The sequence below is a fragment of the Kitasatospora sp. CM 4170 genome (assembly GCF_032110285.1).
Classification (GTDB): Bacteria; Actinomycetota; Actinomycetes; order Streptomycetales; family Streptomycetaceae; genus Kitasatospora; species Kitasatospora aburaviensis.
Map to the genome: position 1 here is coordinate 7736918 of NZ_CP134877.1, position 12393 is coordinate 7749310.

The following is a 12393-nucleotide window of genomic DNA, read 5'->3' on the forward strand; positions in this document are numbered from 1 at the left end:
CGATCAGTTCTCGGGTCCGCCGACCAGCCAGGCGAGCCCGCGGTCGCGCACCAGGTCGACGTCCTCCCGGTACTTGAGGAGGACCCCGAGGGTCCGGTCGGCGGCGGCGGCGTCGAGCCGCTCCACGCCGAGCAGGGCGAGCGCGCCGACCCAGTCGATGCTCTCGGCGATGCCGGGCGGCTTCTGGACCTCCAGGGTGCGCATCCGGTGTACCGACGCCGCCACGTCGGCCGCGAGCGAGGGTGTGGTCCCGGGGACGCGGCGGCGCACGATCTCGACGACCCGTTCGGTGTCGGGGTAGTCGATCCAGTGGTAGAGGCAACGCCTCTTGAGGGCGTCGTGCAGGTCGCGGGTGCGGTTGGAGGTGAGTACGACGACCGGTGTGACGGTGGCACGCACGGTACCCAGTTCCGGGATGGTGACACTGGCCTCGGCCAGCACCTCCAGCAGGAAGGCCTCGAAGTCGTCGTCGGCGCGGTCGATCTCGTCGATCAGCAGCACCGCGGGCAGCGGGCCCGGGTGGGTCAGCGCGGCGAGGACGGGGCGGCGCAGCAGGAAGGCGTCGGTGAAGAGGTCGGCCTCGTCGAGTGCCACGCCCTGGCTCTCGGCGAGCCGGATGCTCAGCAGCTGGCGCGGATAGTTCCACTCGTACAGCGCCTCGGCGGCGTCGAGTCCGTCGTAGCACTGCAGCCGGATCAGCGGGCTGCCGAGGACGCCTGCCAGGGCACGGGCGGCCTCGGTCTTGCCGACGCCGGGTTCGCCCTCCAGCAGCAACGGCTGGGGCAGCCGCAACGCGAGGTAGAGCGCGGTGGTCAGGCCCGGGTCGGCGAGGTAGCCGAGGGAGTCCAGCGAGGCGTGCAGGGTCGGCGGGTCCGGTACGGCCACGGCGACCGCCGCCCGGGCCGACTCGGCCGTCGCGGGCGTGGCGGCCCCGGTCACAGCGCCTCCGCGGGCCGGGCGGTCTCCGCCTCGAAGCGGTCGCGGCAGCCGGTCGAGCAGAACCAGTGCCGGTGCCCGCGGGCGTCCGAGTACGGGGTGTCGGCGACGACGGCGACGGTCATGCCGCAGACCGGGTCGAGCGCGGTCCGCGGCTCGGTGGACGGCGGAGCCGGTTCGGCGGCCGCCTCCTCGGTGTGCACCGACAGGGCGTGCCGCGAGGCCACCAGCTCGGCCAGGATCGATACGGCGATCTCGCCGGGGGTACGGGCGCCGATCCACAGCCCGGCCGGCGTGTGGATCCGGTCCCGCTGCGCGGCGGTGAGGTCGAGGCCGTCGAGCACGGCGGCGCCGCGACGACGGCTCGCGACCAGCGCGACGTACGGCACCCCGGCCCGCACGGCACGGGTCAGCAGCCCCTCCTCCTGCCGTCCGTGGGAGGCGATCACCACGGCCGCCACGTCGGCGAGTTCCTCCGCGCCGACCTCCTCGGCGGCGGTCCGGACGTCGTAGTCGAGCCCGGCGCCGAGTGCGACCAGGCTCCGGCCGATGGGGGTGTCGCCGAGCACGAGCACCACCGGGTCGGGCCGCAGCGGCTCCAGGAAGATCTCCAACTCGCCTCCGGACAGGCACGGGTTGGCGACCAGCAGGGTGCCCGCCCCGCCTTCCTCCTGCGGCTCCGCGGGAGCGCCGGGCGAGATCCGCAGCAGCAGTGACTCGCCGGTGCGCAGCAGCCGCAGCGCCTGCACGCGGACGGTCGCCTCGGCGCAGACCCCGCCGACGAAGCCCTCGATCCGGCCGTCCTCCAGGACCAGCGCGGTGTCTCCCGGCTGTGCACTGGTCGGGTGCAGCGCACGCACCACCGTGGCCTTGACGAAAGGCACATGACGGTTCGTCAGCTCGGCCATGCGCTGCTCGACGGCCGGGCCGGCGTTCATGCGGCCGCCTCGCAGGGCCCGGCGGGCGCCTCGCGTGCGCGCCCCCTGTGATCAGTGGCCTCGCTCCGCTCACTCACTGCGGCGCCTCCACGCCTCCGTGCATCGCCAGCCACACCCGTCCGGGGGTCAGTGGCATGTCCGCGTGCCGGACGCCGATGGCGTCCATCACCGCGTTGACGACCGCGGCGGGCGAGCCGACCGTCGCGGACTCGCCGACGCCCTTGGCTCCGATCGGATGGTGCGGGGACGGTGTGACGGTGTAGCCGAGCTCCCAGGCCGGCACTTCCAGTGCGGTCGGCACGAGGTAGTCCATGAAGGAGCCGGAGAGGCAGTTGCCGTCCTCGTCGAAGCTGATGATCTCGCTCAGCGCCATGCCGACGCCGTCGGCGAGGCCGCCGTGCACCTGCCCTTCGATGATCATCGGGTTGATCCGGGTGCCGCAGTCGTCGACCGCGACGAAGCGGCGCACCTTCACCACGCCGGTGCCCGGGTCGACGTCCACGACGCACAGGTACGCGCCGTACGGGAAGGTGAGGTTGGGCGGGTTGTAGACGGTGGTGGCCTCCAGGTGGCCCTCCACGCCCTCGGGCAGTTCCAGCACACCGTGCGCGGCGAGCGCGATCTCCTGGATCGTCCTCGCGGCCGTCGGGTCGCCCCTGACGAACCAGCGGCCCTTCTCCCACTCCAGGTCGTCGGGGGAGACCTCCATCATGGCGCCGGCGAGGATCCGCGCCTTGTCGCGGACCTTGCGGGCCACCACCGCCGCCGCGGCGCCCGAGACCGGCGTCGAGCGGCTTCCGTAGGTGCCGAGTCCGAACGGCGTCTGGTCGGTGTCGCCGTGCACCACCTCGATGTCCTCCGGCGGGATGCCGAGCTCCTCGGCGACGATCTGGGCGAACGTCGTCTCGTGTCCCTGACCCTGGGTCTGGACGCTGATCCGCACCACCGCCTTGCCGGTCGGGTGCACCCGCAGCTCGCAGCCGTCGGCCATGCCGAGGCCGAGGATGTCCATCTGGCGGCGGGGCCCGGCGCCGACCGTCTCGGTGAAGAACGACAGCCCGATGCCCATCAGCTCGCCGCGTGCCCGTCGCTCGGCCTGCTCGCGGCGCAGCGCGTCGTAGCCGGCCAGGTCCAGCGCCTTGCGCAGGGTGGCCGGGTAGTCGCCCGAGTCGTACTCCCAGCCGGTCTTGCTCGGGTACGGGAACTGCTCGGGCCGGATCAGGTTCCGCATCCGCAACTCGGCCGGGTCGGTGTGCAGTTCGTCCGCCAGGCAGTCCACCAGCCGCTCGATCAGGTACACCGCCTCGGTGACCCGGAAGGAGCAGGCGTAGGCGACGCCGCCGGGCGCCTTGTTGGTGTAGACGCCGGTGACGGCGCAGTGGGCGGCCTCGATGTCGTACGAGCCGGTGAAGACGTGGAAGAAGCCGGCCGGGAACTTGCTGGGCTGGGCCGTCCCGTTGAACGCGCCGTGGTCGGCGAGCACCTTGACCCGGACGGCGAGGATCCGGCCCTCGCGGGTCGCGGCGATCTCGCCGTGCATGTGGTAGTCGCGGGCGAAGCCGGTGCTCATCAGGTTCTCGGAGCGGTCCTCCACCCACTTGACCGGCTTCTTGGTGAGGATCGAGCCCACGACCGCGCACACGTAGCCGGGGTAGATGGGGACCTTGTTGCCGAAGCCGCCGCCGATGTCGGGGGAGACCACCCGGATCTTGTGCTCGGGCAGCCCGGCGACCATCGCGTACAGGGTGCGGTGGGCGTGCGGCGCCTGGGTGGTGGACCAGAGGGTGAGTTTGCCGTCGACCGGGTCCATGTCGGCCACGCAGCCGCAGGTCTCCAGCGGGGCGGGGTGCACGCGCGGGTAGAGCATGTTCTGGGCGACGACCAGCTCGGCGCGCGCGAACACCTCGTCGGTGGCCGCCTTGTCGCCCGCCTCCCAGTCGAAGATGCGGTTGTCCGTGCGGCCCTCCTGGTCGTCCCGGATCACCGGCGTGTCCGGGTCCAGCGCGCGCCGCGCGTCGATCACCGGGGGCAGCGGCTCGTACTCGACGTCGATCAGCTCGACGGCGTCGCGTGCCGCGTAGTGGTCGTCGGCGACGATGAACGCCACCTCCTGGCCCTGGAAGCGCACCTTGTCGGTGGCCAGCACCGCCTGGGTGTCCATCGACAGGGTGGGCATCCAGGCCAGGCCCAGCCCCTCCAGGGTGGCGCCGGTGATCACCGCCCGGACCTTCGGGTGCGACTCGGCCGCGGAGGTGTCGATGGACACGATCCGGGCGTGCGCCAGCGGGCTGCGCAGCACGGCGCCGTGCAGCATGCCGGGCAGCTGCACGTCGTCCACGTAGTGCCCCTTGCCGCGGACGAACCGCGGGTCCTCCTTGCGCTTCAGCCGCCCGTAGCCGATCGGACGCTCCTCCGCGGGGGCCGAGCCGGTCTCCTGCACGGCGGTCATGGTGTGCTCCCCGCGCTCGCACCGGCGGTGACGGTGGCCTCCGTCGGGTGGTGCGCGGCCCACCGGACCGCGCGAACGATGTTCAAGTAGCCGGTGCACCGGCACAGTTGCCCGGAGATCGCCTCGCGGATCTCCTGGTCCGTGGGGTCCGGATCGCGGTCGAGCAGCGCGCGGGCGGTCAGCATCATGCCCGGCGTGCAGAATCCGCACTGCAACCCGTGCTGCTCGATGAACCCCTGCTGGACGGGGTCGAGGCCGTCGGCGGTCTCCAGGCTCTCCACGGTGCGCACCCGGTGCCCGGCCGCCATGGCCGCCAGCATCGTGCAGCTCTTGACCGGCTCACCGTCGTACAGCACCACGCAGGTACCGCAGTTGCTGGTGTCGCAGCCCCAGTGGGTGCCGGTGAGGCCCAGGTCGTCGCGGAGGAAGCGGACCAGCAGGTGCCGGGGCTCCACCTCGGCCGTGCGGTCCTCGCCGTTGACGTTGATGGTGACCTGCATCGTGAGCCGTCCTTTCCGTCCGTTCACGCCGTACTCACGACCGCCGGGCCCGTTCGGCGGCCCGGCGCAGCGCGCGTTCGGTGAGCTCGCCCGCCAGGTGCCGCTTGTAGGCGGCGGTGCCGCGGGTGTCGGTGACCGGATCACAGTCCTCGGCGGCGATCCGGCCGGCCGCGGCGAACGCCTCCTCGGACGGCTCGCGGCCGACCAGGGAGTCCTCCGCGCGCCGGTAGCCGACGGCCGACACGCCGACCGCCGCGAGCCCGACGCCGGCCGTCCCGATCCGCCCGTCCACCAGCGACAGGGCGGCGCCGGCCGCCGCGATGGCCCAGTCCCCGGTCTTGCGCTCCACCTTCTCGTAGGCGCTGCCGGCGTTCGGCAGGATCGGCACGCGGACCTCGACCAGCATCTCGCCGAGCCCCACGTCCGTCTCGTACGGCCCTTGGTAGAAGTCCGCCATCGGCACCGGGCGTCGCCCGCCGTGGCCGAGCACCACCGCCACCGCCCGGACGGCCGCGCACACCGCGGACAGGTCCTCCGCCGGGTCCGCCTGGCAGAGCGAGCCGCCGATGGTGCCCCGGTTGCGCACCGGCGGGTCGGCGATCACCCGTTCGGCGTCGTGGAAGATCGGGAAGAGCCGGCCGACGAGCTCGGACTCCAGCAGACCGCGGTGGCGGGTGAGCGCGCCGATGCACAGTTCCGCGCCCTCCTGCCGCACGTAGTCCAGTTCGTGGAGGTCGTTGATGTCGACCAGGAGCCCCGGACGGGCCAGGCGCAGCTTCATCATCGGCAGCAGACTGTGCCCGCCGGCGATGACCCTGGCCTCCTCGCCGAACCGCTCCAGCAGGGCGAGAGCGTCGTCCACGCTCTCCGCCCGCCGGTACTCGAATGACGCGGGAACCTGCACGACGGCCTCCTGGTGCAGTGCCTCCGGTGATGGCGGGCCCGGCCTCCGGTGACGGCAGGTCCGCGGCAAGGCGCACACACCGCTTGAGCGCACTGTCACCCCGGCGACCACCCGGGTCAACGGCGACTGAAGGGAATGGTTAAGAGCCGTCCACGGCTGACACCTGGGGGGCGTGCGATCGCTGGAGGCCGCGATGACCCTCACACAGCTCAGGGCCTTCGTCGCGGTGGCCCGGCTCGGCTCGGTCAAGGCCGCCGCGATCTCCCTGGGGGTGAGCGAGCCCGCGGTGTCGGGCGCGGTCGCCGTGCTGCGCCGCGAGCTCGGCGACCGGCTCTTCGTCCGGGCGGCGGGCGGGATCGCCCTGACGCCCGGCGGGCGGCGGCTGGCCGCGGGCGCGGCCGAGATCGTGGGCCTGGCCGAGGAGACCCGCCGGCAGGTCCGGCAGGCCGGCGCGGACAGCTCCTACCTGCGGGTCGCCGCGACCGAGACGACCGCCGAGCAGATCGTCCCGCCACTGCTGGAGGCCTTCGTCCGGCGGCACCCGGACGTGGAGACCACGACCCTCGCGGTGGCGTCCACCGCGCTCGGCGAGCTGCTGCTGGACCGGCGAGCGGACGTCGCGATCGGCCCGGTCGCCGCCGAGCCCGGCACCGTCGCCGTCGATCGCGCGCCGGACACCCCGGACACCCTCGAACACATCCCGTTCCTGCGCATCCAGCTGGTGGTGGTCGCCTCGCCGCGCCACGCCGGCGCCCGGCCGGACCACGGCGACGGCGGCCGGCTGCACCTGCCGATCGGCCGGCTGTCCCGGGAACACTGGCTGCTCGGCCCGGGCGGGCTCGACCCCGGCACGCCCGGTGGCGCCTTCCTGACGCGGCACGGCGTCGGCGACGCCGACGCGTCGATCTTCCCCAGTGCCAGTGCGGCCCTGGCCGCGGCCGTTGCCGGCGACGGGCTGTCGCTCGCCGTGCTCCACCTCGTCCGCGACGAGCTGCGCCGCGGCACCCTCACCGTGGTCTCGGTGGCCGGCACCCCGGTCAACGGCGTGCTGCGGGCCTCCGCCCTGCGCGGCGACCGGCGATCGCCGGCCGCATCCGCGCTGTGCCGGTTCGTGACCACGCCCACCGCCGTGAAGAGCCTGATGGCCCGGGCCACCGGTGTACCGGTGGACCACTACCGGCCGACCGTCCGGGTGAGCCTGTGGAGCTGACCGCGGGGACGGCTCCGGGAGGGGAATCGCCGGGTGGCCGGTCATCGTTGGAACGTACGTCGACGGGGGGATTCCGGAGCACCGGGCTGGTCCGGGCAAGGAGGCTCGTCCACATGGAGTTCACCAACGAGTTCCGCGTGAGCCTGCCGGTGGAGGCGGCCTGGGACCTCTTCACCGACGTCGAGCGGATCGCCCCGTGCATGCCGGGCGCGCAGCTGACCGGGGTCGACGGCGACCGGTTCCACGGCACGGTCAAGGTGCGGGTCGGAGCGGTGACCGTGCAGTACCGGGGCACCGCCGCGTTCGACGAGCGGGACGAGGCGAACCACACCGTGCGGCTCACCGCCTCCGGACGCGACGCGCACGGCCAGGGCAACGCCGACGCGCACGTCACCGCACGGCTGGCACCGGACGGCGACGGCACGCGGGTGACCGTCGAGACCCGGCTCAGCGTCACCGGGAAGGTGGCCCAGTTCGGCAAGGGCGTCATGACCGACATCAGCCGGAAGCTGCTGGACCGGTTCGTGGCCTGCCTGGAGGAGCGGCTGGCCGCCGAACACGAGACCGGGGGCGAGGCCGCGTCGGCCTCGCAGCCGGCGGCCGCCGAACCCGCAGCGGCCGCGTCCGCCGCTGCGGGTTCGGCCGCCGGGCGGGCCGCACCCGTGGGGGAGCCGCAGCCGACCTCGGCGGAGGGGGAGCCGCTGGACCTGCTCGCCGTGGCCCGCGGACCGGTGGCCAAGCGCCTGGCGTCCGTCGTCCTCGCCGGGTTGATCCTGCTGGGGGTCGCGCGCCGGCTGCGCCGGGCCTGTCGGTGTCCACGAGGGGGACGCTGTGCGTGACGTCCTGGGCGAGGTGTACCCGTGGTACCGCGCCGGCGAGGTCTTCGGGCTCGCCACCGTGGTCAGCACCTTCCGGAGCGCGCCCCGCCGACCGGGTGCGGCGATGGCGGTCTCGGCCTCCGGCACCGTGGTCGGCAGTGTCTCGGGCGGCTGCGTCGAGGGCGCGGTGTACGAGGAGGCCGATACGGCCCGGATCTCGGGACGCCCGGTGTTGCGGTCGTACGGGGTGAGCGACGACGACGCCTTCGAAGTGGGGTTGACCTGCGGCGGCACGATCCAGATCTTCGTCGAACCCGTGTCCAGCCGCACCTTTCCCGAACTGCCGGACGTGGTGAAGTCGTTGGGTGCCGGCGAGCCTGTCGCGGTGGCCACCGTGGTGACCGGTCCGGACGCCGGCCCGGGAGCGCTCGGGAGCCGCCTGGTCGTCTGGCCGGACCGCGCCCGCGGCACCCTCGGTTCGGCCGCACTGGACCGCGCGGTGGGCCTCGACGTCCGCGGCATGCTCGAACACGGCACAACGGGGCTGCGCCACTACGACACGGCGGGTCGCTGCCTGGACGGTGAGGAGTCCGCCGAGCCCGGCGAACTGACCGTGTTCGTGGGGTCGTTCGTCGCGCCGCCGCGCATGCTGGTGTTCGGTGCGATCGACTTCGCCGCCGCGGTCGCCGAGTTGGGGTCCTTCCTCGGCTACCGCGTCACGGTGTGTGACGCGCGGGCAGTGTTCGCCACCGCCTCCCGCTTCCCGCACGCGGACGAGGTCGTGGTGCGATGGCCGCACGAGTACCTGGCCGAGGAAGCCGCGGAGGGCCGGATCGACGGCCGTACGGTGGTCGCCGTCCTCACCCATGACCACAAGTTCGACGTGCCGTTGCTGACCACCGCGCTGCGGCTGCCGGAACTGGCGTACATCGGTGCGCTCGGGTCGCGTCGGACCCACCGTGAGCGGCTGGCCCGTCTGCGCGAAGCCGGCGTGGAAGAAAGGGAGTTGGCCCGGATGTCGGCCCCCGCCGGGCTCGACCTCGGTGCCCGCACGCCGCAGGAGACGGCAGTCTCCGTCGCCGCCGAGATCATCGCCGCCCGCTGGGGCGGTACCGGTCGGCCGCTCACCCGGACCGACGGACCGATCCACACCGCCGCCGGGGCCGGCGATCAGCCCTCGGCACCGGCGGAGGCCGGCTGAACGACGGGTCCGACGGGCACTGCTGGTGGGGATTCAGCTGACGGCGATTTCGCTGATGGCAGAGGGGGGTGGACCGACCGGCAGGTCGGTGAGGACAGTGGTCGGCATGCGACTTCTCATGCTCGGCGGGTCCGGCTTCGTCGGACGCGCCATCGTCAACGAGGCCCTGTCCCGGGACTGGGACGTGACCCTTCTCCACCGCGGCAGCCGCCGCCCGCCGTCCGGAGCCACCGTCCTCCAGGGCGACCGGACGGCCCCCGACGGACTGGCCGCGCTCGGCGACGGCGAGTGGGACGTCGTCGTGGACACCTGGTCCGCGCGGCCCTCGGCGGTGCGCGACGCGGCCGCCGCGCTCACGAAGCGCGCCGGTCGGTACGTGTACATCTCCAGCGCCTCCGTGTACGCCGACCCGGTCGACCACAGTGCCGCCGAGAACGGCGTCCTGCTGGACGGCTCGCCCGACGACGGCGACGTCCCCTATCCGCAGGCCAAGCGCGGCGGGGAGCTCGCCGTCACCGGCGCGTTCGGCGAGGACCGTTCGCTGCTGCTGCGCGCCGGCCTCATCCTCGGTCCAGGAGAGGACGTCGGCCGGTTGACCTGGTGGCTGGGCCGGATCGCCCGTGGCGGCCCCGTGCTGGCCCCCGGTCCGCGCGGCCTGCCACTCCAGTACGTCGACACGCGTGACCTCGCGATCTGGGCCCTGGACGCCGCCGTGCGCGGGCTGTCCGGCCCGTACAACCTGGTGAGCCGGCCCGGTCACGCCACCATGGGTGAGCTTCTGGAGGCGTGCGTGGCTGCGACCGGATCGGATGCGGAGCTGCGCTGGACCGACCCCGAGCGGATCGCCGCCGCCGGAATCGCGCCGTGGACGGAGCTGCCGATCTGGGTACCGCCGGGCGAGCTGCACGAGTTCATCTACGGCGCCGAGACGTCCAAGGCGTTCGCGGACGGGCTGCGCTGCCGGCCGGTCGCCGAGACCGTCGCCGACACGTGGGAGTGGCTGAAGGGGCTGGGCGGAGTCTCGCCGCAGCGTCCCGACCGCCCGATCCTGGGGCTGGCCCCCGAAGCCGAGACCGCCGCACTGCGCGGTTGACGGACCGCCATCTGCTGCGGGCGTCGCCGGCTCATCGGCGAAGGCTTGCCGCCGGGCCACCTGCCCGGCGCTCCGCACCGCTTCAACTCCACGATGACACTGCGCACTTGCTGGGACCACCATGCCTACTCTCATTGCGCCCGACGGCACCGAGCTCGCCTACCGCGTCCTCGGGGAGGGCGCCGGCGCTCCCCTGGTCTGCCTGCCGGGCGGACCGATGCGGGATTCCGCCTACCTCGGCGACCTCGGTGGCCTCCCCGCGCACCGGCGGCTGATCGTGGCCGACCAGCGGGGCGCCGGGCTGTCCGCAACACCGGCGGACCCCGCGTCCTACCGCTGCGATCGCCTGGTCGGCGACGTCGAGGTGCTGCGCGAACACCTCGGCCTCGACCGCATGGACCTGCTCGCGCACTCCGCGGCCGCCAACCTCGCCGTACGGTACGCGGAACAGCACCCGCACCGCGTCGGCCGGCTCGTCCTCATCACGCCCGGCACCAACGCCGCCGGCCTGGAGGTCAACGGAGACGACCGGCGTGAGGTCGCGCGGCTCCGCCGGGACGAGCCCTGGTACGCGGCGGCGTCGGCGGCATTCGACGCCATCGACGCCGGCGAAGCCGCGGCCGCCGACTGGGTGACCATCGCACCGTTCCTCTACGGTCGTTGGGACGGGACGGCGCAGGCCCACCGGGCGGCCGAGGAGTCCCAGTGGAACGCGGCGGCGGCGGAAGTCTTCGGATCGGAGGGAGCCTTCGACCCGGGCGCCACCCGGGCGGCGCTCGCCGCGCTCGACACGCCGGTCCTGGTCCTCGCCGGGGAGTTCGACCTGGCCTCGCCCCCGCACGTGACGGCCCGCCTCGCCGCGCTGTTCCCGCGCGCCGAGTTCGTCGTCCAACCGGGCGCAGGCCACTACCCGTGGCTGGACGACGCCGACGGCTTCGTGTCGACCACCGTGCGGTTCCTGAGCTGATGCGCCCGACAGGACACTGACCCGCCGGGGCGTCCGGGGCGTCCGGGGCGCCCCGGTCCTCCGCCGCGTTCCGCCGCCCGAGCACCGTGAGGTCAGCAGGCGGCGGCAAGCGAGTCGAGGAGGATGCCGAGTCCTTCCCCGGCCTCGTCCTCGGTCAGGGTGAGCGGGGGAGCCATCCGTAGGGTGTGGCCGTAGAGGCCGCCCCTGCCGATGAGCAGGCCGCGCTCCTTCGCGTGTTCCATCACCCCGGCGGCCAGCGCCGGGCTCGGCGCTCCCGTGCCGGGGTCGATCAGGTCGACGGCGAACATCAGGCCCTTGCCCCGGACGTCCCGCGCGACCGGAAGCCCTTCCGCCGCGGTCCGCAGGCCGTCCACCAGCAGGCGGCCGAGCCGGTGTGCGTTGGCCTGGAGGTCGTGGGCGAGCAGGTAGTCGAGGGTGGCCCCGGCAGCCGCCGTCGCGATCGGGTTGCCACCGAAGGTGGAGATGCCGTTGGCCGGAAGCGCGTCCATCAGCGTGCCCTCCGCGACGACACCGCCGATCGCGAAGCCGTTTCCCAGACCCTTGGCGAAGGTCATGACGTGGGGTGTCACGCCATGGGCCTGGATGCCCCAGAAGTGCTCTCCGGTGCGGCCCCAGCCCGTTTGCACCTCGTCCGAGACCAGCAGGATCCCGTACCGGTCCAGGATCTCCCGGTATCTCCCGAGGAGTCCGTCCGGTGCAGCGGTGAAGCCTCCGACGCCCTGGACGGGCTCCACGATCAGGCAGGCGACGTCGGTGGCGGTGGCCGTGTCGAGGACGTGCTGCAGATCGTCCGCGCAGAAGGCAAGGAACTCCTCGTCCGACAGGTGCGGGAAGCGTTCGCGGTCGGCGCCGTGCAGGTAGTGCACGTTGACGGGCGAGAGCGAGGAGTTCTTCCAGCTCCGGTTGCCCGTGACGGCCGTGGCCGCGTACGAGCGCCCGTGGTAGCTGTTGCGCAGGGCGAGCACCTGGTCGGACCGGCGGGCATGGGTGGCGAGCAGCAGCGCCGTCTCGTTGGCCTCGGTGCCGGAGTTGGTGAAGAAGACCTTGGCGTTCGCGATGCCCGACAGCTCCGCGATCCTCTCGGCCAACTCCACCTGGGCGCGGATGAGGTACAGCGTCGAGGTGTGCGCGACCCCGGTGCGCAGCTGCCGCTCGACGGCCTCCCGTACCTCGGGCACGTCGTACCCGAGCATGTTGGTGAGGATGCCGCCGAAGAAGTCGAGATAGCTGCGCCCGTCGGAGTCGGTGACGCGGCGCCCCCTGCCGCTCACGATCTCGATCGGGTCGTCGTAGTAGAGCGACATCCACCCCGGCATGACCGCGCGATGGCGGTCGAGCAGGTTCGACATGCGAGCC

11 protein-coding genes are annotated in these 12393 nt (G+C 73.3%); 5 read left to right on the forward strand and 6 right to left on the reverse strand.

The window, feature by feature from the left end; genetic code table 11:
* Positions 1–3 precede the first annotated feature (3 nt).
* The 5 genes from RMN57_RS32520 to RMN57_RS32540 form a co-directional block, all read right to left on the reverse strand.
* Positions 4–939 (reverse strand): MoxR family ATPase, encoded by a 936-nt coding sequence (locus RMN57_RS32520; RefSeq protein ID WP_313766870.1) that lies wholly within the window; start codon positions 937–939, stop codon positions 4–6.
* Positions 936–1874 (reverse strand): XdhC family protein, encoded by a 939-nt coding sequence (locus tag RMN57_RS32525; RefSeq protein WP_313766871.1) that lies wholly within the window; start codon positions 1872–1874, stop codon positions 936–938. Before RMN57_RS32525 ends, RMN57_RS32520 begins: the two co-directional genes overlap by 4 nt.
* A gap of 73 nt (positions 1875–1947) precedes the next feature.
* Positions 1948–4323, reverse strand: coding sequence for an aerobic carbon-monoxide dehydrogenase large subunit (locus RMN57_RS32530; RefSeq protein WP_313766872.1), 2376 nt, complete (start codon positions 4321–4323; stop codon positions 1948–1950).
* The gene (locus tag RMN57_RS32535; protein ID WP_313766873.1) at positions 4320–4823 is read right to left on the reverse strand and encodes a 2Fe-2S iron-sulfur cluster-binding protein; all 504 of its coding nucleotides are present in this window, start codon (positions 4821–4823) and stop codon (positions 4320–4322) included. The genes RMN57_RS32530 and RMN57_RS32535 overlap by 4 nt, the downstream gene beginning before the upstream one ends.
* A gap of 34 nt (positions 4824–4857) precedes the next feature.
* The gene (locus RMN57_RS32540) at positions 4858–5727 is read right to left on the reverse strand and encodes a xanthine dehydrogenase family protein subunit M (RefSeq protein ID WP_313766874.1); all 870 of its coding nucleotides are present in this window, start codon (positions 5725–5727) and stop codon (positions 4858–4860) included.
* A gap of 193 nt (positions 5728–5920) precedes the next feature.
* Here RMN57_RS32540 and RMN57_RS32545 point away from each other — a divergent pair, with 193 nt between their 5' ends.
* The 5 genes from RMN57_RS32545 to RMN57_RS32565 all read left to right on the forward strand — a co-directional run bounded on the left by RMN57_RS32545 (position 5921) and on the right by RMN57_RS32565 (position 11016).
* Positions 5921–6937, forward strand: coding sequence for a LysR family transcriptional regulator (locus RMN57_RS32545; RefSeq protein ID WP_313766875.1), 1017 nt, complete (start codon positions 5921–5923; stop codon positions 6935–6937).
* A gap of 113 nt (positions 6938–7050) precedes the next feature.
* Positions 7051–7776: an SRPBCC family protein gene (locus RMN57_RS32550; RefSeq protein ID WP_313766876.1), complete on the forward strand. Its 726-nt coding sequence runs from the start codon at positions 7051–7053 to the stop codon at positions 7774–7776.
* Positions 7769–8956, forward strand: a complete 1188-nt coding sequence (locus RMN57_RS32555) for an XdhC/CoxI family protein (RefSeq protein WP_313766877.1) — start codon at positions 7769–7771, stop codon at positions 8954–8956. The genes RMN57_RS32550 and RMN57_RS32555 overlap by 8 nt, the downstream gene beginning before the upstream one ends.
* Positions 8957–9062: 106 nt before the next feature.
* Positions 9063–10049 carry an NAD-dependent epimerase/dehydratase family protein gene (locus tag RMN57_RS32560; RefSeq protein ID WP_313766878.1) on the forward strand — a complete coding sequence of 329 codons (987 nt, stop codon included), beginning with the start codon at positions 9063–9065 and terminating at the stop codon, positions 10047–10049.
* Between the two features lie 121 nt (positions 10050–10170).
* Positions 10171–11016 (forward strand): alpha/beta hydrolase, encoded by an 846-nt coding sequence (locus RMN57_RS32565; protein ID WP_313766879.1) that lies wholly within the window; start codon positions 10171–10173, stop codon positions 11014–11016.
* 92 nt (positions 11017–11108) lie between these two features.
* Here the strand turns inward: RMN57_RS32565 and RMN57_RS32570 are convergent, their stop codons facing one another.
* Positions 11109–12386, reverse strand: coding sequence for an aspartate aminotransferase family protein (locus tag RMN57_RS32570; protein WP_313766880.1), 1278 nt, complete (start codon positions 12384–12386; stop codon positions 11109–11111).
* Positions 12387–12393: the final 7 nt, after the last annotated feature.

Bases quoted from the DNA above. Each gene is read 5' to 3' on its own strand.
- RMN57_RS32525 (WP_313766871.1), bottom strand. From the start codon at position 1,874: ATGAACGCCGGCCCGGCCGTCGAGCAGCGCATGGCCGAGCTGACGAAC.
- RMN57_RS32530 (WP_313766872.1), bottom strand. From the start codon at position 4,323: ATGACCGCCGTGCAGGAGACCGGCTCGGCCCCCGCGGAGGAGCGTCCG.
- RMN57_RS32535 (WP_313766873.1), bottom strand. From the start codon at position 4,823: ATGCAGGTCACCATCAACGTCAACGGCGAGGACCGCACGGCCGAGGTG.
- RMN57_RS32545 (WP_313766875.1), top strand. From the start codon at position 5,921: ATGACCCTCACACAGCTCAGGGCCTTCGTCGCGGTGGCCCGGCTCGGC.
- RMN57_RS32550 (WP_313766876.1), top strand. From the start codon at position 7,051: ATGGAGTTCACCAACGAGTTCCGCGTGAGCCTGCCGGTGGAGGCGGCC.
- RMN57_RS32560 (WP_313766878.1), top strand. From the start codon at position 9,063: ATGCGACTTCTCATGCTCGGCGGGTCCGGCTTCGTCGGACGCGCCATC.
- RMN57_RS32565 (WP_313766879.1), top strand. From the start codon at position 10,171: ATGCCTACTCTCATTGCGCCCGACGGCACCGAGCTCGCCTACCGCGTC.
- RMN57_RS32570 (WP_313766880.1), bottom strand. From the start codon at position 12,386: ATGTCGAACCTGCTCGACCGCCATCGCGCGGTCATGCCGGGGTGGATG.